The sequence below is a fragment of the Pseudoalteromonas sp. P1-7a genome (genome assembly GCF_001401855.1).
Classification (GTDB): Bacteria; Pseudomonadota; Gammaproteobacteria; order Enterobacterales; family Alteromonadaceae; genus Pseudoalteromonas.
Genome location: NZ_LKDU01000043.1, coordinates 1 through 19,858, shown reverse-complemented (window position 1 = coordinate 19,858; position 19,858 = coordinate 1). Strand labels below are relative to the sequence as shown.

The 19,858-nt window shown below is 39.7% G+C and carries 20 protein-coding genes; 9 read left to right on the top strand and 11 right to left on the bottom strand.

The window, feature by feature from the left end; translation table 11 throughout:
• Window positions 1-572: 572 nt before the first annotated feature.
• The 3 genes from AN389_RS18260 to AN389_RS18250 all read left to right on the top strand — a co-directional run bounded on the left by AN389_RS18260 (window position 573) and on the right by AN389_RS18250 (window position 5,141).
• Window positions 573-1,061 (top strand): RNA-binding protein, encoded by a 489-nt coding sequence (locus tag AN389_RS18260; protein ID WP_055018859.1) that lies wholly within the window; start codon window positions 573-575, stop codon window positions 1,059-1,061.
• A gap of 131 nt (window positions 1,062-1,192) precedes the next feature.
• The gene (locus AN389_RS18255) at window positions 1,193-3,913 is read left to right on the top strand and encodes an ATP-binding protein (RefSeq protein ID WP_055020394.1); all 2,721 of its coding nucleotides are present in this window, start codon (window positions 1,193-1,195) and stop codon (window positions 3,911-3,913) included.
• Window positions 3,914-4,001: 88 nt separating this feature from the next.
• A complete protein-coding gene (locus tag AN389_RS18250) occupies window positions 4,002-5,141 on the top strand; it encodes a GNAT family N-acetyltransferase (protein WP_055016829.1) in 1,140 nt (379 codons plus the stop codon).
• On the opposite strand, the gene AN389_RS18245 is transcribed toward AN389_RS18250, so the two are convergent.
• Window positions 5,118-5,708, bottom strand: a complete 591-nt coding sequence (locus AN389_RS18245) for a DUF938 domain-containing protein (protein ID WP_055016830.1) — start codon at window positions 5,706-5,708, stop codon at window positions 5,118-5,120. The genes AN389_RS18250 and AN389_RS18245 overlap by 24 nt on opposite strands.
• Window positions 5,709-5,908: 200 nt before the next feature.
• On the opposite strand from AN389_RS18245, the gene AN389_RS18240 reads away from it, so the two are divergent.
• The 5 genes from AN389_RS18240 (at window position 5,909) to AN389_RS18220 (ending at window position 8,995) form a co-directional block, all read left to right on the top strand.
• A complete protein-coding gene (locus AN389_RS18240) occupies window positions 5,909-6,094 on the top strand; it encodes a hypothetical protein (RefSeq protein WP_055016831.1) in 186 nt (61 codons plus the stop codon).
• A 101-nt stretch (window positions 6,095-6,195) separates the two neighbouring features.
• Window positions 6,196-6,561, top strand: a complete 366-nt coding sequence (locus AN389_RS18235; RefSeq protein ID WP_004589147.1) for a hypothetical protein — start codon at window positions 6,196-6,198, stop codon at window positions 6,559-6,561.
• A gap of 10 nt (window positions 6,562-6,571) precedes the next feature.
• Window positions 6,572-7,948, top strand: a complete 1,377-nt coding sequence (locus tag AN389_RS18230) for a lyase family protein (protein WP_055020393.1) — start codon at window positions 6,572-6,574, stop codon at window positions 7,946-7,948.
• Window positions 7,949-8,016: 68 nt separating this feature from the next.
• On the top strand, window positions 8,017-8,580 hold the full coding sequence (locus AN389_RS18225; RefSeq protein WP_082430581.1) for a hypothetical protein: 564 nt from the start codon (window positions 8,017-8,019) through the stop codon (window positions 8,578-8,580).
• Window positions 8,581-8,590: 10 nt separating this feature from the next.
• The gene (locus AN389_RS18220) at window positions 8,591-8,995 is read left to right on the top strand and encodes a hypothetical protein (RefSeq protein ID WP_055016834.1); all 405 of its coding nucleotides are present in this window, start codon (window positions 8,591-8,593) and stop codon (window positions 8,993-8,995) included.
• Window positions 8,996-9,025: 30 nt separating this feature from the next.
• Here AN389_RS18220 and AN389_RS18215 read toward each other — a convergent pair whose 3' ends face one another.
• The 8 genes from AN389_RS18215 to AN389_RS18180 form a co-directional block, all read right to left on the bottom strand.
• Window positions 9,026-9,211, bottom strand: a complete 186-nt coding sequence (locus AN389_RS18215; RefSeq protein ID WP_055016835.1) for a hypothetical protein — start codon at window positions 9,209-9,211, stop codon at window positions 9,026-9,028.
• A 121-nt stretch (window positions 9,212-9,332) separates the two neighbouring features.
• Complete coding sequence (locus AN389_RS18210) at window positions 9,333-9,653, bottom strand: hypothetical protein (protein WP_055016836.1); 321 nt, start codon at window positions 9,651-9,653, stop codon at window positions 9,333-9,335.
• Entirely contained in the window at window positions 9,650-10,288 is a 639-nt protein-coding gene (locus AN389_RS18205) for a DUF4178 domain-containing protein (protein ID WP_024032119.1), read from the bottom strand. Before AN389_RS18205 ends, AN389_RS18210 begins: the two co-directional genes overlap by 4 nt.
• Before the next feature lie 78 nt (window positions 10,289-10,366).
• Window positions 10,367-11,059 carry a PspA/IM30 family protein gene (locus AN389_RS18200; RefSeq protein ID WP_055016837.1) on the bottom strand — a complete coding sequence of 231 codons (693 nt, stop codon included), beginning with the start codon at window positions 11,057-11,059 and terminating at the stop codon, window positions 10,367-10,369.
• 24 nt (window positions 11,060-11,083) lie between these two features.
• Complete coding sequence (locus AN389_RS18195) at window positions 11,084-11,497, bottom strand: YjfI family protein (RefSeq protein ID WP_004589139.1); 414 nt, start codon at window positions 11,495-11,497, stop codon at window positions 11,084-11,086.
• 80 nt (window positions 11,498-11,577) lie between these two features.
• Window positions 11,578-13,299, bottom strand: a complete 1,722-nt coding sequence (locus AN389_RS18190; protein WP_055016838.1) for a polyamine aminopropyltransferase — start codon at window positions 13,297-13,299, stop codon at window positions 11,578-11,580.
• A gap of 3 nt (window positions 13,300-13,302) precedes the next feature.
• Window positions 13,303-14,202, bottom strand: coding sequence for a DUF350 domain-containing protein (locus tag AN389_RS18185; RefSeq protein WP_055016839.1), 900 nt, complete (start codon window positions 14,200-14,202; stop codon window positions 13,303-13,305).
• A gap of 22 nt (window positions 14,203-14,224) precedes the next feature.
• Window positions 14,225-15,157: a hypothetical protein gene (locus AN389_RS18180; protein ID WP_055016840.1), complete on the bottom strand. Its 933-nt coding sequence runs from the start codon at window positions 15,155-15,157 to the stop codon at window positions 14,225-14,227.
• 260 nt (window positions 15,158-15,417) lie between these two features.
• On the opposite strand from AN389_RS18180, the gene AN389_RS18175 reads away from it, so the two are divergent.
• Window positions 15,418-17,505: a bifunctional diguanylate cyclase/phosphodiesterase gene (locus AN389_RS18175; protein ID WP_055016841.1), complete on the top strand. Its 2,088-nt coding sequence runs from the start codon at window positions 15,418-15,420 to the stop codon at window positions 17,503-17,505.
• A 10-nt stretch (window positions 17,506-17,515) separates the two neighbouring features.
• Here the strand turns inward: AN389_RS18175 and AN389_RS18170 are convergent, their stop codons facing one another.
• Together AN389_RS18170 and AN389_RS18165 are read right to left on the bottom strand one after the other, a co-directional pair.
• Window positions 17,516-17,980, bottom strand: coding sequence for a hypothetical protein (locus AN389_RS18170; RefSeq protein ID WP_055016842.1), 465 nt, complete (start codon window positions 17,978-17,980; stop codon window positions 17,516-17,518).
• Entirely contained in the window at window positions 17,980-19,179 is a 1,200-nt protein-coding gene (locus tag AN389_RS18165) for a hypothetical protein (protein ID WP_235576000.1), read from the bottom strand. The genes AN389_RS18170 and AN389_RS18165 overlap by 1 nt, the downstream gene beginning before the upstream one ends.
• Window positions 19,180-19,858: the final 679 nt, after the last annotated feature.

The window sequence follows — 19,858 nt, the reverse complement described above, 5'->3', positions numbered from 1 at the left end:
CCGAGTGGCCGAAGGAGCTCCCCTGCTAAGGGAGTATAGAGTTTGTAGCTCTATCGAGGGTTCGAATCCCTCCTTCTCCACCATTTCTTATTAAAAACCGCTTAGTTGCGGTTTTTTTGTGCCTAAAATTTAACAGCCAATGTACCAAGGAGGGTGAGAACTATCCTAGGGTTCGATAAAATGTATGGAATAGTTTAAGCCGCCGTAAGCGTTGCGACGCAATTAATTACATAGATGTAATTAAGCTAACCCCTCCTTCTCCACCATAACTTTTATCAATCCGTAATTACTTAATTACTTTTAGAGGGATAAATGCCGCTATCAGAGTTAAAAGCTCTCATTTACGACTGCATGGAAGCAGAAGTTAGGCCAATGCAGGAGCAATTGCCAAGAACAACTAAATAGTAAACTTTTTCCTAGCTATCAACACGTTTACCTATCCTCAAAATAAACCTTAATCAGGGTTACTGGAATTATTAAAGCCACGTTGTTGCGATGAAAAATAAAACACATTGAATACACTTTGTAGTTACGGCATTATTAATCACATCAACAGTCGCGTAAGTTTAATTATGTTTCGTCTAATAACACCTTTAATAGGTTTTGTCGCTTTAAGTACACACGCAGCCCAAGACATTACGGTATACAAATGCACAATCAAAGGGGTCGCTACATTTAGCCAAACACCATGCGCTGACAATGCAGAAGTAATTAAACTAAAGCAACCTATGATTGCCGATAAATACGGCAATAATGCAAACTCACCGACTATGCCTGGCGCCTCTGTAGATAACTACATAGAGATCCAAAGAATCGAGCGTGAAATTAAACGCCACCAGCTTACTATTAAAAATTATAAAGAAGACTTAGCCAACGCGACCCAACAAGCCAGCTATATTACTCAAGACCAAGCTAATAGAATGGGCGCCGAATCAATAGCCGATGCAATTGCCACCAAAACTGCGACCATTCAAAACCGCTATAACGCACTCATTAGCGCCGTAGAGCAACAAGTTTCTATTTTACAGCATCAAAAACAACAACTTAGCAACCAACCTTAACGGCTACATAAACTGCTTGCAGGTTACACAGCCTGCACTTTGTAAAACATGTATAAAAAATACCGCAAATAACATACTGTTCGCTATACTGATATTTAAAATTAAGCCCTTTTGAAAAGTCAGGAAGCTATGTGAAAAATTTTAATTCAAAATATCATTCTGTTGTCTTTTACATAGTTTTTTCATTAGCGTACTTTTTAATTGGGATCTCACTTACAAAACTCGCCTTTAATACTCAAATTATTCCCGTATGGTTGCCTGCAGGCATTGCTTTAGTCGGATGCTATATTTGGTGGTGGCGCTTTGCTCCAGCGCTTTTTGTAGCAGCCTTTGCATTTAATTTTAATATTTTTGATAGTTCAGCACACGATATGGTGTTGGTTGGCAACACTTTCAGCCAAGCCACCTATATTGCGATTGGTATTGTATTGCAAGCAATGGTGGGGGCTGGCTTACTAAAGTATTGGCTGGGTCACCCGCTATTTTTTAAAAAACGCGCAAGTATCATTTATTTTATTTTTGTTGTAGGGATTGGGGTAAGCTTAATCTCTGCAAATTTTGGGGTATTTGCACTAAGCCAATTTAATCCCGCGTACGATATTAAAGATCATTGGCAAAATGTTTTATTTTGGTGGTTAGGAGACTCATTAGGGGTCATTATTGCTACCCCGCTACTATTGGTCTTAACTCAGATTAAAGGGGAAAATAGGCCAATAACACCGCTGCCTACTTTAGCGGTGTGTAGTATTTTATTTATATCTGTTGCTATAACCACTCAACTTTATAACCAAGAAAACAGGCAAAACACCGTTAAAGTCGCTGAACGTGAAGCGCAGGTGATAGAAAGTAGTTTATATCGCTATATCAACCAAAGCTTAATCGCGGTGCAAAGCTTAGCCAGCCAAGTGCAATCTACCCCAAATTTGAATCAACAAGACTTTTATGCCTATGCTAGTGAGTTATTAGCACAGCATTCATTTATTAAAGCGCTTTCGTGGAATCAAAAAATAGCGCAAAGTGAGCAAGCTTCATTTACCCAAGAAGTTGCCAATATATACCATCTAGACTTTGAAATTGTGGGGGAACCTCTTGAGCCAGACGATCCTATGGTTATTGTTAAGTACATTGCCCCTTTTAATGGCAACCAAAAAGCGGTTGGTTTTAATGTATATTCAAACCCAGATAGAAAAGCGTCGTTAATCAACCCAGCAATTAAATACCAGCCAGTTAGCACAAAAATTATTCAGCTAGTGCAAACATCTGAGCCAGAACCAGCCTACCTACTATTTGCACCCGTTTACGAGCATCAACAGCAAAAAACTATTATAAAAGGCTATGCAACAGGTGTGTTTTTAGTACGTAATATTATTGAGCAAGCGATTAGCGAACAACAATCAGAAATGTTTTCTATTGCACTCTATGAAGATGAAAATAAGCCCGCCTTTTACAGTAACTACGGCAAAAGTTTAAGTATTGCACAGGGCAGCCGTATTATGAGGCTAAAACTTAACTTTGGAGGGCAAACGTGGAATGTACAATTGGCTTTAAAAGAAAAATACCTTGCCCCACATAGTAACCAACTAACACTATTTTTAATGGCCTTACAGTTAGTTGTATGTGCTTTAATTTTAACTGTTTTACTACTTTTTAATCAGCAACAAATAGCCCTTACCCGAAAGGTTGCAGAGCGCACTCACTCGCTTGCGCAAGCCAAAAAGCAATCAGACTTAGCTAATCAGGCCAAAAGTCGATTTTTAGCCAATATGAGTCACGAGATACGCACACCATTAAATGCAGTTATTGGTTTTTCATCATTAGCGCGTAAAGAAGATAACGCACAAACACTTATTGGTTACCTAGATAAAATAAACTCTTCATCTAAAAGCTTGCTGAACTTGATTAATGACATACTCGATATTTCAAAAATTGAATCACATAAGCTCAAGCTCGAAAGCACAGCGTTCGACTTAGATACAATTATAAAGCGTATTAACACAATGTTTGAAGCCAGTGCAGCCAACAAAGGGATTGGCTGGCAGGTTACAAACCAACTTCCGGTAGATACTTGGTATATAGGCGACCCTTTACGATTTGAGCAAGTAGTGCTGAATCTTTGTAGCAACGCTATAAAATTTACAGAGCAAGGTAAAGTAGCGGTGGCTTTTGATGGAGAGTTTATCAGTACTGACAAAGTCAAAATAACAGTCACCGTGACAGATACCGGTATTGGTATAAAACCAACTCAGCAATCCAAGCTCTTTAGTGCCTTTACTCAAGCAGACGACTCAACATCAAGACGCTATGGCGGCACAGGTCTAGGCTTAACTGTTGTAAAAGAACTCACTAAATTAATGGGCGGTAATATAACACTGCAAAGTGAGCCAAATGTAGGTTCTACGTTTAAATTTGACGTTATACTTAAAACAAGTCCCGCTCAAGAACCAGCCGAGCTCGTATACTCGGGCATTAAATTGGCAGCCTTAAAAATACTTGTCGCAGAAGATAACCCTGTAAACCAAATGGTTATTAAAGCTATGCTAGGTTCACTAGGCATTGTTGCGCACATGGTAGAAAATGGCGAAGCGGCAGTAGATATAGTAAAAGAGCAACACTTTGACTTAATTTTAATGGACTGCCAAATGCCTGTAATGGATGGTTACAGAGCCACCGCACTCATTAGGCAATTTAAAAACGAGCAAGAACTGCCTATTATCGCGCTGACCGCCGATGTTATGCCTGAAGACAAAGCCCATGCTCAAGCTGTTGGCTTTAATCAGCATCTTGCAAAACCACTAGACCTAACTAGGCTAACCGCATGTTTAGCGCAATACGCTGAAATTGATGAGTATTAGTACAACAATACGTAAATAAACACACTGGTGTTTTAATTTTGGCTTAAAATGCATGCACTCATAATAAAGCAGCCCAAGGTAAGCAGTAATGGCAACTTTTACCCACCAATGGTTTAATAATATTAACCAAATAGACGCACACGAGTGGACTCGTTTATTTGGTAATGAGCCCTTTACCCGCCATGCATTTTTATATGCATTAGAGCAGAGCCACTGTGTAAACCAAGAAACCGGTTGGCAGCCTCATCACTTAGCGGTTTATGAAGCTGACAAGTTAGTCGCACTCGCGCCTGGGTATTTAAAAAGCCACTCATACGGCGAGTATGTATTTGATTGGGCGTGGGCAGAGGCCTTTGAGCAACACGGATTAGCCTATTACCCTAAATGGCTAAGCGGTGTGCCTTTTAGCCCCATTGAAGGCCAACGTATTGCCATTGCTCATGCGAATACACAAAGCGTATACGAGTACATAAAAAAGCAATTAAATTTAACGAGTATAGAGCAAGGTTGGTCTGGCTGGCATGTTAACTTTTGCCCAAAGATGCAAGCTCAAGCCCTGTGTACTGACGATATAATGCAGCGTGTGGGCGTGCAGTTTCAATGGTTTAATAAAGGCTTTAAAACCTTTGACGATTTTTTGAATACACTCACCGCACGCAAACGAAAAACACTAAAAAAAGAGCGTGCTAAAATAGCACAGCAAAGTATTACCATTGAATGGCTACAAGGCTCGCACATAAGCCCTGAAACAATGCAGCTATTTTGTGAGTTTTATCAACGTACTTATTTAAAGCGTTCTGGGCATTTAGGGTATTTAAATATTGAGTTTTTTACTTTATTACAGGCACTAATGGGCGATCAGCTAATTGTTATGCTTGCCAAAAAAGACAACAAAATAGTGGCAGCAACGCTAAGCTTACAGGGCGAAAACACCTTGTATGGCCGCTATTGGGGCGCCAACGAAGAAATAGATTCCCTTCATTTTGAGCTGTGTTACTACCAAGGGATTGAATTTGCGATTAAGCATAATTTACATTGCTTTCACTCGGGCGCTCAAGGTGAGCATAAAATACCTCGTGGGTTTGAGCCTGTTTTTACCTACTCCAGCCACTATATTGTTGAACCCGATTTTAGAGCAGCAATAAACGACTACCTAAAGCGAGAGCGCCAACATATGACAATGTATAAAACGCAGTGCGCTGATTTACTGCCGTTTAAAAACCAATAACTGATTATTAGCTGGCATAGCTGTATCACTTATGAGTGTAAGACCTGCTTGTGTTGCTAATTGCTCTATAGCCTCAAAATCACGAATACCGCTAAGTGGGTCACGTTGCGTTAAAAAGCGATCGAATTCTTCATTACTTGCACTTGTAAACTGTCCTTGGTATTTAAAAGGGCCATAAATACACACTACACCCTGACTTGCTAAGTGCGTTGCAGCCCCTTTAAAAAACTGCTCAACCAACGGCCAACTTACTATATGCAACGTATTTGCCGTGTAAATGGCATCCACGTTATTTACCGGCCATGCATAATTTAAGTCAAGCTCAAGAGGGCCGTGTAAATTAGTTAAATTTGCCTCCTTAAGCCATAAATTTATGCCCTCATGGTTTATACGTCGATCACTTGTATACCACTGTAGATGCGGTAATTGCTCAGCAAAAAACACACTATGCTGCCCCGTACCCGAGCCGACTTCAAGTACCGACTTTGTCTTATCAAAAACGGGTTTAAGCACCTCTAAAATAGGACCCTTATTGTTTTCGCACGCTTGTGAGAAAGGTTTATTCATGATTTGCACCAATAGTGAAATTTATTGCACAACATTAACGCAAAAAAATGACACTGAACAATTAAAGTTTTATAGATAATTTATAAAAGTGAGTTAATTCATCGCACTAAAATAAAAATAAGCCGATGGTATGTATTATGCTTTAACTTAATCAACCCTAAGTAGGGTGTATTACCAATATTAAATACGAGGATAAAATTATGCATACTCCCCCTTACACCGCTGTAGACGCTGTTGTCTCAGTGACAGAAAAAACCACCGAAAAACCAATTAGTACCTGTGATAGTAGAGCCACTGTAATCGACTTACTTTCTCACTGTAACCAAAATCAACAGGCGCTAAAAAAACATGAAACAGACCAAATATTCATTCTTGGCTATAATTGATATTCAATTAAACGCTGCAAATAAATTTAATAATAACTGTTTACACTGAAACCGATTAAATGTAATGATAACTATTATCGTTAACTTGAATCGGTTTTTTTATGTCTCCCTTTCAGGCATTACAGCCTTATCATCATGAACTTGCTTGTAACTGCTTACGCCCAGGCTTACATGCGCCTATGGTGGTAGCTCACTACATAGAAACCGCTTTAAACGTTGCTAAAAGCTTTGAAAAACAGCGTAACCCCTTACTACAAGAGTTATATTTATTACGCACTCACCATGAAATTATCAATAAAATGTGCGACCCTCTAATACACAATGCCATTCGCAAGCAATGCCTTGAGCAGTTATATAAACCCTTATTGGCATTAAAACGCTTTTACTATGCACATAACGATACTGAAAAATTTTTAAAACTTGAGCGCGAAGCTCGCGTACTCAGTCACGAATTTAACCCTTTTTAAGGAGCGACTTATGAGCAATTTTAGAACCGAATCCGACAGCATGGGTGAATTACAGGTCCCTAGTGGTGCGCTATATCAAGCACAAACCCAGCGTGCAGTTAACAACTTTGCTATTAGTGGCTTAGCCATGCCAAAACAATTTGTAACAGCGCTTGCATACATTAAACAAGCCGCTGCACAAAGTAACTTTGAGCTAAATCACTTAAGTAAAAGTAAAGCCAACGCTATTGAGCAAGCATGCCAACAAATTATTGATGGCGAGCATTATGAGCATTTCCCCGTTGATATTTTTCAAACTGGTTCAGGCACCAGCTCAAACATGAATGCGAATGAAGTTATCGCAACCCTTGCAACCCGTATAGGTAATGAGCCAGTTCACCCTAATGATGATGTAAATATGGGCCAAAGCTCTAACGATGTAGTACCGACAGCCATAGCCCTTAGTAGTGCTATTAACGTGGTTTATGAATTACTGCCATCTCTTGAAAAACTATCGCAGAGCTTAGAGCAAAAAAAGGCAGACGTTGGCAAAATAGTTAAAACAGGGCGTACGCATTTAATGGATGCCATGCCCGTTACGTTTGAGCAAACGCTAAGCGCGTGGCAGTCACAAGTAAATAATGCTGCCTCTGGTATTCGCCATAGCTTAGAGCGAGTGTGCGAGCTTGCTCAAGGCGGGACTGCTGTTGGTACCGGCATTAATGCAGATGGTGAATTTGCTTCAAAATTTGCTAAAAACTTAAGCGCAAATGTGGGTATAAGCTTTAAACCAAGCAGTAACTTTTTTTACAACATTGGCTCACAAGATGCCATTGTAGCGCTTTCAGGTCAGCTAAAAGTATTGGCCGTAGCACAAATGAAAATAGCTAATGACTTACGCTGGATGAACTCGGGCCCACTTGCTGGACTTGGCGAAATAGAGCTTGAAGCACTGCAACCTGGCTCGTCGATTATGCCTGGCAAAGTTAACCCAGTGATCCCAGAAGCGGCAGCTATGGTAAGCGCTCAAGTTATAGGTAACGATGCAACCATCACTGTAGCAGGCCAAGCGGGTAATTTTGAGCTAAACGTCATGCTACCGGTTATTGCGCATAATATTTTACAAAGCATTGAGCTACTTGCTAATAGCGCACAAGCATTGGCAGATAAAGCCATTGCAAGTTTTAAAGTAAACCAAACCAATATTGATAAAGCACTGGCTAAAAATCCAATTTTAGTGACTGCGCTGAATCCGGTGATCGGTTACGAAAAAGCAGCCAAAATAGCTAAGCAAGCGTATAAAGAAGCCCGCCCCATCATTGATGTGGCAGAGCAAGAAACCGACCTTTCACGCGGTGAATTAGAAAAGCTGCTTAACCCCACTAAACTTACTCAAGGCGGTTTATAAAGGTAAATCTAAAACGGCTTTAATTACTTGATAATATAGTTTTTATTGCCGTTAAAAATGCACCGTGTATGATAGTGATGAATAATTCATCACTATCAAGGTTTATTATGCGTACTCCACTGTTAGCCCTACTTTTACCACTGTGCTTAACCGCATGCCTAGAAACAACATCGCAAGATGCAGCCACTCACTCGGTGAACGAGCTTAAAGAAGTACCGCATAAAGAAGTACCTCAACAAACCAATAGTGAAAACAAGCACACACCCTCTACTGATGCATCTCAACCAATAAAAACCGCTTTAAAAGAAGTATCACTTAACGATATTAAAGCCGCAAAAAGCGAGCTTAATACGTTAATTGCCAATACACAGTGCGATACCTCGGCACAATGTAAAGTTATGCCAATAGGAAGCAAAGCCTGCGGCGGACCAAGTGCTTATGTTATTTATTCAACAAAAGCAGCTAAAGAGGGGCAAGTCAGTTCGCTTGCAAAGCAAATAACAACGCTTGAAAAAGCCTACAACACACAAAATGAAATGATGAGCACATGCCAGCATTTAACTTCTCCAAGCACGCAGTGTGTTGAAAATAAATGTGTTAAACTTGAAGGCTCAGCGGTAAGTGTATTTTAAGGACAAGGTTATGAGTTGTTTGCCATCAGCAATTAAATTATCAATTGTGAGTGTTGCCACCAGCGCTATGCTATTACTTAGCGGCTGTGCGAGCACATCATCAAGTACTGAACAAGATCAGAATTTGTCTGACTTGAACTACGACCTTAATAACATTGTTAGTGATAATAGTTGCACCGCAAGCTTTCAATGTAAGGTACTCGAAGTAGGTGCACGCGCGTGTGGTGGGCCAAGTAAGTATGTTGTGTATTCAACACTTAACACCTCTCAAGAGCACGCCGAAGAAGTGGCCCATAAAATTACACAGCAACAAAAAGCACAAAATAAAGCGCAAGGTTTAACCGATTGCTCGCCCGTGCTTGAAGTGCAAACCTTGTGTATTAATCAGCAATGCCAAGCGTTTGATATAAAATAGCTATACACTATTTAAACCTTAAATTAAGCGTTAATTTAATAACGGAATTAGCGCTGATATAACCACCACCAACACCACACAAATTCCTGCTTTAACAATGTACTTCATTGGCATTTCTTTTTTTACCCAGTACGCATAAATAAAGCGCACAAAATAGCTGGCGGCAGTGCCAAACAAAGCAAATATAATAAGGTAAGTAATCAGTATAGTATTCAAAGCAGTACTTCTTTATAGTTGTTGCCCTTAGTGTAAGGGCTTAGTACAAAGAACGCAAAGCACTGCTTTTATTGAGCCCCACACTTATATTAAGTGGTTAGTAACCCAAAGCGCTGATGCACTATTTAGCTTTTTTTGTGTGGGCAATTAAAAGCTCAGCAACTTGCTGTTTTACAGCTCGCTTATCATCACTTTGAACATTAAATCGTGTTGCTAACTGGGCTATTTCATCATCGTTTAAATTAAACGATAGGCGCTGACGTGTTTTTTTAGATTTTACATCTAAGCCTAAAATTTTACGGATCATATCTGAGGGCGTAAGCTCTTGGTCTATGGCCTGCTTTTTTATCGACTTTTGTACTTCGCTGCTTAAATCAAATGCCATTTGTGTGGCACGCACAGCTTGCTCTTGACGTAACCACTTGTCTTTAGCGTCACTCACTTCGCATCTCCTGGAAACAAGTCGACTATATCAGTAATTGGGCGTGTTAGCGTCAGTGACACTTCGGTCTCACCGCCATCCCATATTTCAATATTTAAGCCGTGCCCTTCGTCCGGCGATGCTAAACAAATCATTTCACAAGGTTCGCCACCCTCTTGCTCATAACGCGGCAATGACTGACCACGAAAATCTTTGTTATGGAAATAACACACATATGGCGACTCACTTTGCTGATAGCTTTTAGCTAAAAACTGCATAAACTGCTCAGGCGTATTTTGCACCTGTATATGGGTTAACGACTCTTCATCAAAAATGCGCGCAAATTCGTCTAGACCAAATATTTGCTCTACGTCGTCACGCTGAATTTTGATTGAAAAATTAGCCCACTGCTCACCATCATCTTGCTCAATTTGTAAAAATACCACCTGTCCGCTGTTCGTCTCTAGCACAAACTCAGTATCACTACTGTGCTGATATTGATAAGTTTGAATATCAATAACACGCAGCGTTTGCCCTTTTAACCACGACGGATATGCAAATGAGTCTATAACGCTAAACATGTCACCTTTTTTAAGCTCACTCGCATGGTTAAGCTGACGTTCTGGCTCTTTTTTTGATTTGAAAAAATTAAACATAATGAGACATCCCTTAAGCAAAAAAGGTAACTAAGCTAAGCTAAGCTTAATTACCTTTTGTAAATAATGTACTAACTATTAGCCGTTTTGCTTGGCTTTAATGCGCGCTAAAATATCAGCACTTTTTGGGCTTGTATCGCCAATACCGGCTTCAGCCATTTTCGCTTTTAAATCGTCGCCATTTGTATCTGACTCAAGTTGCTTTGCAGCGCCTAACTGGTCGCTACGATCTTGCTGACGCTGTTTAATACGCTCAAGCGACTGGCGAGCCGAGGTCATAGACGAGCTATTAGTATTAAGCGTGCTGTTAACAGCCATTGTTGCTTGCTGTACGCTTTCTGTGGTTTTAACCATAGTAAGCTGACGTTGGTTTTCTTTAATCGACTTTTCAGCGTCTTTAACTTGCTGCTTAAGCGTTACAATGTGGTTGCTAAAGCCTGCTAAGACTTGCTCATGCTCTGCTTTTTCAGCTTCAAAATCACCAATTTTTTCTGCAATTTCTAATGCTAAGGCTTCGTTACCTTTTTCAAGAGCTTGGCCTGCATACGCTTCGTGCTCAGCAATTGAGGCATCTACCGCGCTAATTTTACGCTTAGTTTGCATTTCTTTAGCCATTACTTCTGTAAGGCTTTTTTTAGCACGATTAAGTGCATTTTGCGCATCTGCTATTTCTTGTTCAAAAATACGGATACCGTTTGCATCTACAATTGCTTCGCCCGCTTCACGCGCGCCGCCACGTACTGCTGTAAATAATTTTTTTAATATACTCATAATCTTAACTCCACTAACTAGTTACTAATCGTTTAAATACAAGGTCACGGCTTCTAGTGCGTCAATAGCGTTGTCTGCTAGTGTCACTAGTTCGTGGGTAATATCATCTAATGATGAATTTACCGACAGTGCACCAAAAATCGCGTATTTGTTATCGATTTTAGCAAATGCACTCAGTGGAATTGGCACGTTTAAACGCAGTAGTGTTTCGTTTAACTCGTTGCGTAATTCACTTTTTACTTCATCTTCGCCAAACAAGTAGCTAATACATAACAACTGCTCTTGTGTTTGCGTAACAAAAATTGGAAGCTCATCGTTTCCATCAACTATGACTTGTAAAACATCTTGCTCGCCAGGATTGGCAATCAAGAAAGACTCAAAGTTAGCGCCTTCGGTTTCAAAAGAAGCTAATTTTATTGAAAGTTCATTTAATTCCATGTCTCTGCCTTTTTGCTGTTTGACATATTATGTCTGAGTTAAGATTCGCATGGTCGACATAATATGTCAACCATGTTTTATTAATTTTTATACAATTCGCTTTCTATTTGCCACGCATTACGGTAGTAATCATATAGCTGACCCGAACCTAACCTATTGACTTCAATACTTTTAACTTGTTCAAAATACTGGTTAGGAAATACAAAGCTGGCTAATAAATATTCTTTGCTTACCCACCTTGATGGCACCGGCATAGCGCTTATATTTTTAATTCGCCCACTGGCTGGTTGACCCATTTTAGTGGCAATAGTCCACCCCCACTGTCCAAATGAAGGAATATTTTGCTGGTACTGCTCAACATAATCAAAACCAGCCGCTTTTACCGTTTTAGCAATACTTAAAAATGCTTTTTTGGCATGATAAGGCGAGGTTGACTGCACCGCCATTGCGCCATCGGGGGCCAAAAGTTGACGTACATGGTTATAAAAATAGTCGCTGTACATTTTGTTTAAATCGGGGTGATTTGGGTCCGGTAAATCAATTAAAATAGTGTCAAATTGCTTACCTTGATCAAGCAACTTTTCAACCTCTAAAAACGCATCGCCCACAATAATATTTGCACGCGGGTCTAACATTGAACGATTATTTAGCGCTAATAATCGCTTACTTATAGACTCAGGCGGTGTAAAATCTCCGTCTTTATGGCCAAATAAATTGAGCAGCTGTGCATCTAAATCAATTAACGTTACCTCGTTCACTGGCCACTTTAAAACATCTCTAAGGGCAAGCCCGTCACCACCACCAATAATTAATACGTTATCGTGCCGGTTTGATGCGAGCATGGCCGGATACACCAGCATTGAATGATATATTTGCTCATCAATACTTGAGAACTGTAAGCGCCCATTTAAATATAAATCGGTAATAGGCACTGGCTGGTTTTTGCTTAAGCGCTCAGTTAATACGACATGCTGGTATTTAGTTGCTTGTGAGTAAATAACTTTATCTTTGTAAAGCACATTACTTAAGCTGTTCATCCAGCTACTTCCCATCACTAAAATAAACCCAAACAGTGCCAGTAATACTATATGGCAAACTAAAAGTGCCTTAGCAAAGCGCACATGAGCATGGTAGCGCCATAAAAAGGCGAGCCCTGCCAATATATTAAAAAGTGCTGTCCACGCTGCAGCTTGCATTATAGGCATCGCCAGCATAATGCTTACCCAAATAGCCGCACCAATACCGGCGCCAATATAATCGGCACCATAAATGGTGCCTGCATTGTTTTCTAAAAAGCGCCCGTACACATGTTGGCGAATACGCGCAATAAGCGGTATTTCCATACCAATAAACAAACCCAGTACTAAACCAAACACATAAGGTAAAAAGCGTGACCACTCTTGCAGCTTTTGAAATACATAGCCGTTAAGCACAATATCTGGCGGTAAATTAAAAATACTAGAAAACAAATGAGGAAGAGAATAACTTACAGCAATTACACCGGCTATTGCCAAAATACAGCCCATACCAATCAGGGCAATAATACTTTCCAGCCAAGCAAAGGCGGTAAAAGCATCTTTAAACCAACGGGCTAAAAATGCGCCTAAGCCCATGGCAACTATCATGGTGCCAATCATGGCATAGATAGCACTTTCTACAGAGCCCAGTACACGCCCTGCGTAATGCGAAAGTAAGTATTCATAAATAAGGCCGCACCCAGCGAGTACGGCCATAACAGTGATGAGTAAAATATCGTGCCCAAGTAAACGCGATTTACTTGGGCTAGTTGTAGTTGATGACACTGATTATGCGCCTAGTAAGGTTGCCATAGTAATACCGACAGCAAACGACACTGCAGCAGAAATAGCACCTACACCTACATTTTTCTGACGGTTTACTTCATCTGAAATATCACAACCTGATAAAATTATTTTTATGGTGATTAAATGTAAAATGATGAATGTCACTAAACTTACAATCGCGCTAATAGCCCAATAAAGCAGGCTGGCATTAATGTTATCGGCCGCATACGGTGCAATACCTGATGCCGCAGTAATAGCTAAGGCACTGCCTACTAAAAAGCCAGCGTAGCGTATACCTACCGCTAAATTGCCATCAATAATGGCTTGTTGTAAACAATCACCGCTTTTATTGGTACGCTTAAATAATTGTACGCGGTATTGGCTTACAAGCAGTAGTGCAACACTGCCAATAATAAAAGCCGCAATAACGATAGGCAGCCCGTGCCAACCCTCTGTTGCTACCCATAAAAGTGCAGAGCGAATCACAATCGCCACGCTTACTACATGACCAAAGTCGATAATAGAGGCCGTTACGTTACCTTTTACAATTTCGTCGTGCAGGCTGACTTTGCGAAGCGCAACCTTATCTTGAAAAAAGTGGCCTAATTTAATCAGTACAATGGCTAATACACCATAGCCTAGCATTTGCAGGGCTTCTTGTTGTAAAGAGGCAGCAAAAGCACCACTGCTCACACCCGTTAATACAATGGCAAGTGCAACTAAGCCTGCCGCAAAGCTAATACCAAAAGCAAAGTTATCGCGCTCTGTTATTTCATCATTTGCATGAAGGTTTGAAACCCAGCCCTTAATGTATTTTAGGCTTACAAATAACAACACTATAATTGCAAAATCAATCGCCAAAGCTTGTAGCGACCACATAGTTATTCCATTAAATTCGTACATATTTCTAACTCCAACTTATTCTTTACTTACCACGGCTCACGCCACGAGAGGTTCTGCTACCGCTATTACGTACCGATCCAGAGCTGTTGCTATAACTACTCGAACGCGAGTAACTACTGCGGCTTTTAGGCGGTGTATAACTACTGCGGCTTAAACCCGAGGCACCCGATTTTTTGCTCGCATAAGGGCTAGTAAACTGCTTGCCTTGGCGTTGGTACGATTGACGCGTACGCGTTTCTAACGCACTTTGCGTTTTAATTTGTTTAGGGCTTGAGTAACGATAGCGGCCGTAATCGTTGTAATAGCTATATTTACGGCGGCTGCTCCAACGTCCGTATTCAACACGGTCAAATACATCGCCTAAAATACGGTACATGCCATACCACTGCCAAAAGCTAATACCATTACTATTCGTTTGCCAGTTACCGTAATTAGGGTTGCCCACCAATTGATTACCTTCGCCTGCGCCCTCTGCCTCTTGACTAATAGCACCGACGCGCGCAAGGCTGCCCTTAGACATATCCGCCAACATATTAATCGGGTCAGTTAACGCGTCAGAAAACAGCGTAGGCTTAGCCGCCTCACGTAGTAAATCAATACTGTGTAGCGTGTCTTCGTAGGGAGGAATTAAATAAGTGCCTTTAATATCTTTAAGTCGTTGTGTTAAACCACTGTAAAGTGCACCCTGCCTTGTAGCATCAAGGGTAATTACATCAACAACCTGACTCAGTTCTGGCTGTTGCTGTTTAAGGAGTTTGCCATATTCTTTAAGCAATACAGCATTACGTATAGTGCCATTATCAAGCGCAGTACCAAGCTGTGCAAGCTCAACATCTGCCTTTTTAATAGACTCTTGAATTGTTTGTTGTAGTTGTTCTTCTTTAGATTGACAACCCATAAGCACTGCAAACAAACAAAACAGGCTCATAAGTTTCCAAGCTTTTATATTCGACATTCATGTCACCTGATTTAATAAATAACCGCATTAGTCTTACACAGGTCACTTATTAAGCCAAGAATGAAATTGCAACAAAGTAAGTCTGCCTAAAATAAAATAACCAGCTATAGTTACTCCATGAATTTAAACACATTCTTTTACTTACACATTTAGTAAGTAACATCAGCGCTACGCGTAAGCCTTCTATTAATAGATAGCACCAATAAGTAATAACTCTTTTAGTAATAGAGCACGGCAGTAAGAAGGGATTTGGCTAAATGTTTCATAGTATTCGTAACAAATTTATTATTATTACAACTTGTCTAATCGTACTAAGCGCTAGTTTTGTTTTTTATTTAGCAATTAATGAGCACGAGGATTTATACCGCCAATCAGTTGAAGAAAACCTCGATGCCATGTCATCAAATATTTCAGATAATTTGTTACGTGTTATGTCGCAAGAGATAGATTTATTTTCTATCACAACTGAGCTTTTGGGGTTAGATAGGTACGAGCACATAAAATTTGTAAATGTCTTTGATAGCAATTGGCGGCTAATACAGTCTTACGTGCACCCTAATTACTTAAAGTACGAGGATTTTACTCCACAGCTACAGGGGATCAAACCGCAAAGCTTGCCCCGTACAGTCAGTGTTACTAACCAAGGCTTAGTTGCCTTAAAAACAATTGGTGAGGAACAGTTCCCTATAGGCTACTTATTAATTGTTCAAGATTTTAATAAGCCCCTTAATGAAAGCAAAGCGAGCTTATTTTATAGTGCGGCCCCTATCGTTATTTTTAGTATCGTGATCACCATCATCATCTCTTTTTGGATATACCAACATTTATTAAGCCCGCTATTAAAACTTTCTAAGTTCACGCAAAAAGTAGAAAAAACAAGAAGCTACCAACTTCAATACCAAGGTTCGGGCAACGATGAAGTATCGCAACTTGGTAAAGATATTAATAACTTACTTAACACTATTAACGCCCAAGTGGTTACTAATCAAAAAAACACAGCACAACTTTTAAAGCAAAAACAATCAATGGAGCACTTAGCTAACTTCGATATATTAACTGGTTTGCCAAATCGTATGTTCATTATGGCCTTACTAAAAGAAGAATTAACACGCTGTAAAAGCAACCATCAAGATTTAGCAATCATGTTTTTCGACGTAGATAGCTTTAAAGGTGTTAACGATACACTTGGCCATGAAACGGGCGACCTACTTTTAAAGGCGGTAGCCAGTAATATCAAAGAGCACTTACGCGAAAATGATGTTATTGCTCGCTTAGGAGGGGATGAGTTTTTAATAATGCTGCGTAATATAAATAATTACACCGACGTTATTAATATTGCGGAGCAAATTATCAACTCAATGCAAACACCTTTTACTATTAATCAGTGGGATATACCCACTGGGGTAAGTATTGGCATTGCCCACGCTAAAGAAGCTGAGTTTGACATTAATACATTAATTAGTAATGCAGACATCGCAATGTATGCCTCAAAAGAAAAAGGGAAAGGATCGTTCACCGTTTTTCATAAAAAGATGCTAGAAAACAGTAAGCGAATGGCTCAAGTTGCTAATTTAATTAGTCATGCAATTGCGCAAAATGAATTTGAAGTTGTGTATCAGTTAAAAATAGCCGCCAATGGTGAGGCTAATGGCCTTGAAGCACTTATTAGGTGGCAAAGTGAAGAGCTTGGCTTTATTTCACCAGGTGAGTTTATACCCATTGCAGAGCAAGCAGGTAAAATAAAAGCAATCACACAGTGGGTTATCTCTAGGGTATTTCAAGATTTACCCACTTTAAAGCAATCTATAGGTAACCATGTACGCGTTTCTTTAAACCTATCGAGCCATGATCTTAAAGATAACCACTTCATTAATATAGTAAAAAATAAGTTGGTTAAATACAACGTCGACATTGCAAATATCCAGTTTGAAATTACCGAATCAAGCTATCTCGATAATTTTGAAAACTCCAATCAATTCTTTAACCAAATAAAAAAAATGGGCGGCTCTATAGCCCTTGATGATTTTGGAACGGGGTACTCATCGCTAAGCTACCTTACAAAAATAGATATCGATACCATCAAAATTGACCGTATGTTTGTTAATCAATTTGATAGTTCAGAAAAGGATGCGGCGGTATTAAAGGCCATACTCGATTTAAGTAAACGCCTAGGTTTAAAAATATGCAGTGAGGGTATAGAAACAGCCAGCCAGGCTAACTACCTAATTAAAAATGGCAGTGATGAAATGCAAGGATATTATTTTGCAAAGCCTGTAGCCCTATCCCACATACCAGCAGCTAAAGCCCAAGCAAAAGAGGCATTTAAAGCGCTAACTTTAAAATAAGTCAGCGCTACTAGGGCGTTAGCGTTACAACGGTTAGCTCGTCAGGAATTTTTGTATCAGCAGGTAAATAAGCAACTGCATTTTCTTCTTTCAACAAGTACGCAATAATTTCTTTAGCCGAGCTAAATTCGATAGGTGGCTTGCTACGCCCTGTAAATCTCATCTGAGCCCAATAAGCCTGAATCCTAGATTCGGTTAAGCCAACCAACTTTGTATTAAAGTCGATTCGTAACGGGTTTCCGGCAGGTAAATTTACTGCTTTAAATTGACGACTCAACGCGCCGCCCATATAGATATGGCGAATTTGCTGCTTACTCAAAGCCAAGCTTTTATTGGCCGTATTAACAACAATGATCACTTTAGATGTATGGCTATTATCCGCGTAGGCTTGTACGCTAATACACAATAATGACCAAGTAAAAATAAACACCAGAATTATGTGTTTAATCACGTAAGTTAACTTAGAGTGCATCATCAAAATACCCAATCTAAGCCGATAAGGTAAAGATTCGTTTTTCTATTAAAGTTGGTATCCTCAGGGATAACAAAAAAAGAATTATTAACCTCATCGCCCTCTAAAGCAGATACCTCCGCTTTTAACGCCAGATTAGGTAATACATCCCATCGTATACCGAGTGTCCATGTTTTTAGTGAGTCGGGCGCCGATTCTGAAAATACGCTGTTATAGGCCTGTGCCAGCTGATCTAACTCTACACTAACGCCTACTGGGATCTCATTCTGATTAGCGTTAATTTCTACATCGCTATCTGCAAAGGTCAAATGATAAGTAAAAGGTGCATCGTTATAGCCTACGGTTAAGTAATAGCTTTGTATAATCGGAATTATATCCAGCTGTGTTTTAATCTTTACCCACTCACCTCTAAAAAAATAATCTAAATTATCATAAATAACACCAAGCTGATCTGCATGTGCACTGCCCTGTGTCGTCAGTGACGCTGCACTTAGGCTAAAATTAAAATTCTCTAAAGTATCTTGTAATTGGTTAATCGATTTAAGATCTAGCGCTATATTACCGTTATACCTTGAAGCTCTAAACTCTATATTTTCAATGTTCAACTTCCCTATAACACCCACTAAATTATCTACCTCAAAGCCTGTTTTAAAAGGGCCTATACCAATACTTCCCGACTCTTCGCCATAGTACCCTTCAATGCTGATATCAAAGTCATCTGAGCCAAATTTGTAAATAGCATCAATACCATTAAATGTTTTAAATAAATACGTGTCGTAAACTTGTTGTGGCGGATTGATCCATGGGTAGGCAAACCCTACATCAGAGAAGTCGCTCATTGTAAAAAATGGGGTACGCAGCTTACCGACTTTTATCTGCAAATTGGTTGTCGGTGTATAAGTCAAATACAGCCATTCAAGTCCACTCTCACCAGATACCGTTGTACTATCGGATCTAAGTACCCCTTGTGCTGTCACTGACCAGTTTTTATTAAACTGATACTCAGCTTGAAGACCTATTAAGCTTGATGGTGAAAAGTTAAGAGTGTCGTCGTAACCTCTATATTCGACATCTCTTTCATCTAAGTAACCACCAATAACACGCGCGTAGCCCGAAAAATCAAACTCATCCGATTTAGCTGGTAAATGATGTAGGCCCACGATTAAAACGAATATCTGAAATATTTTATTTCGCATAGACATTCAGCAACCTATATAAAAAAGCGCTGAATATTAAAAAGTAACGACATTTTATAATTCTGCAGAATAATTATTATGAGGTATAACTATAGTCAAACTTAATGAGAGTGGATCAAAATAGTCTGAACTATAAGTTATTATTTTTATACATCTTACTAGATTAGTTAAGTTAAGAGACTTGCGTGTACTGTAATACCAATTCGCTTAATGGAGTAATCTATTTTGAAGCTTAAAAAAGAATCAATGTCAGTAAAAACTCACTATTTAGTTGTTATAAATTAGAGTCTTTAAAAGCAAATAGCGACACTTCCATACCCTTAAAATAATTGATACCAACCCTTACACAAAGGGGCTACGCTTTAGAGAAGGAAATACTGGATATAACTTTTCTTCAGACGTAAAAAAACCCAACTATTGCAAGCCGGGCTTTCTTGTATTTGGCGCCAGGCGATGTCGTAGTGCCCACAGCAGTGGAGAGCCACATAACAGATGCTGAAATAACACCGGTCAATGAATTTGATAGCCAAAATACTATTCACAAAGAGGCGCTCCGCTTAGGAGACGCTACGCTTTAGAGAAGAAAATGCTGAATATTACTTTCCTTCAGACGTAAAAACCCATCACATTGCTGTAAAGGCTTTCTCGTATTTGGAGCCTTGTGATGTCGTGGTGCCCACAGAGG

What these genes read in the sequence shown, in the direction of transcription:
- AN389_RS18260 (WP_055018859.1), top strand. Translation starts at nt 573, where the DNA reads ATGTTTCGTCTAATAACACCTTTAATAGGTTTTGTCGCTTTAAGTACA.
- AN389_RS18250 (WP_055016829.1), top strand. Translation starts at nt 4,002, where the DNA reads ATGGCAACTTTTACCCACCAATGGTTTAATAATATTAACCAAATAGAC.
- AN389_RS18245 (WP_055016830.1), bottom strand. Translation starts at nt 5,708, where the DNA reads ATGAATAAACCTTTCTCACAAGCGTGCGAAAACAATAAGGGTCCTATT.
- AN389_RS18240 (WP_055016831.1), top strand. Translation starts at nt 5,909, where the DNA reads ATGCATACTCCCCCTTACACCGCTGTAGACGCTGTTGTCTCAGTGACA.
- AN389_RS18235 (WP_004589147.1), top strand. Translation starts at nt 6,196, where the DNA reads ATGTCTCCCTTTCAGGCATTACAGCCTTATCATCATGAACTTGCTTGT.
- AN389_RS18230 (WP_055020393.1), top strand. Translation starts at nt 6,572, where the DNA reads ATGAGCAATTTTAGAACCGAATCCGACAGCATGGGTGAATTACAGGTC.
- AN389_RS18225 (WP_082430581.1), top strand. Translation starts at nt 8,017, where the DNA reads ATGATAGTGATGAATAATTCATCACTATCAAGGTTTATTATGCGTACT.
- AN389_RS18220 (WP_055016834.1), top strand. Translation starts at nt 8,591, where the DNA reads ATGAGTTGTTTGCCATCAGCAATTAAATTATCAATTGTGAGTGTTGCC.
- AN389_RS18205 (WP_024032119.1), bottom strand. Translation starts at nt 10,288, where the DNA reads ATGTTTAATTTTTTCAAATCAAAAAAAGAGCCAGAACGTCAGCTTAAC.
- AN389_RS18200 (WP_055016837.1), bottom strand. Translation starts at nt 11,059, where the DNA reads ATGAGTATATTAAAAAAATTATTTACAGCAGTACGTGGCGGCGCGCGT.
- AN389_RS18195 (WP_004589139.1), bottom strand. Translation starts at nt 11,497, where the DNA reads ATGGAATTAAATGAACTTTCAATAAAATTAGCTTCTTTTGAAACCGAA.
- AN389_RS18185 (WP_055016839.1), bottom strand. Translation starts at nt 14,202, where the DNA reads ATGTACGAATTTAATGGAATAACTATGTGGTCGCTACAAGCTTTGGCG.
- AN389_RS18180 (WP_055016840.1), bottom strand. Translation starts at nt 15,157, where the DNA reads ATGTCGAATATAAAAGCTTGGAAACTTATGAGCCTGTTTTGTTTGTTT.
- AN389_RS18175 (WP_055016841.1), top strand. Translation starts at nt 15,418, where the DNA reads ATGTTTCATAGTATTCGTAACAAATTTATTATTATTACAACTTGTCTA.
- AN389_RS18170 (WP_055016842.1), bottom strand. Translation starts at nt 17,980, where the DNA reads ATGATGCACTCTAAGTTAACTTACGTGATTAAACACATAATTCTGGTG.
- AN389_RS18165 (WP_235576000.1), bottom strand. Translation starts at nt 19,179, where the DNA reads ATGTCTATGCGAAATAAAATATTTCAGATATTCGTTTTAATCGTGGGC.